Source organism: Vibrio sp. 03_296 (assembly GCF_002265885.1).
The window spans coordinates 1-392 of the sequence record NZ_NPKW01000485.1 but is presented as its reverse complement, the minus strand read 5'-3'; the positions used below and the strand labels follow the sequence as shown (position 1 = coordinate 392).

The following is a 392-nucleotide window of genomic DNA, read 5'->3' as shown; positions in this document are numbered from 1 at the left end:
AGCACCATTCAAGACATCCTTGGCGGCGTGCGCTCAACTTGTACCTACGTAGGCGCGGCAGAGCTTCGCGAGCTCACCAAACGCACTACGTTCATCCGCGTTCTTGAGCAAGAGAACAACGTGTTTGGTAAAGAGAAGTAAGCCGATACTTCAAAAATTACAAACTATCTAGAGCCGCTTTTGCGGCTCTTTTTTACGACAACAAGGGTAAATGGCGACAGATGCTAGGGTAATACCGAGTTTGTTCTTCAATATGTAGCAAAACAGCGTGTAGCTCTCTTCAAACAAAGTACCTGAGGTTGGCTTAATGATTGGGGCGGTTTTTTCTGGTCTTCGTTAATGTATAGCCCAGAGTTGCGCTACTTGGCTTACTTTTTGAGTCTAAATATCTG

Annotated in this window: 2 pseudogenes; one reads left to right on the top strand and one right to left on the bottom strand. The window is 45.4% G+C overall.

The window, feature by feature from the left end:
* A pseudogene (locus tag CIK04_RS25580) lies at nucleotides 1-141 on the top strand (GMP reductase); the annotation flags it as partial.
* Nucleotides 142-219: 78 nt separating this feature from the next.
* Here the strand turns inward: CIK04_RS25580 and CIK04_RS33935 are convergent.
* A pseudogene (locus CIK04_RS33935) lies at nucleotides 220-312 on the bottom strand (integrase); the annotation flags it as partial.
* Nucleotides 313-392 lie beyond the last annotated feature (80 nt).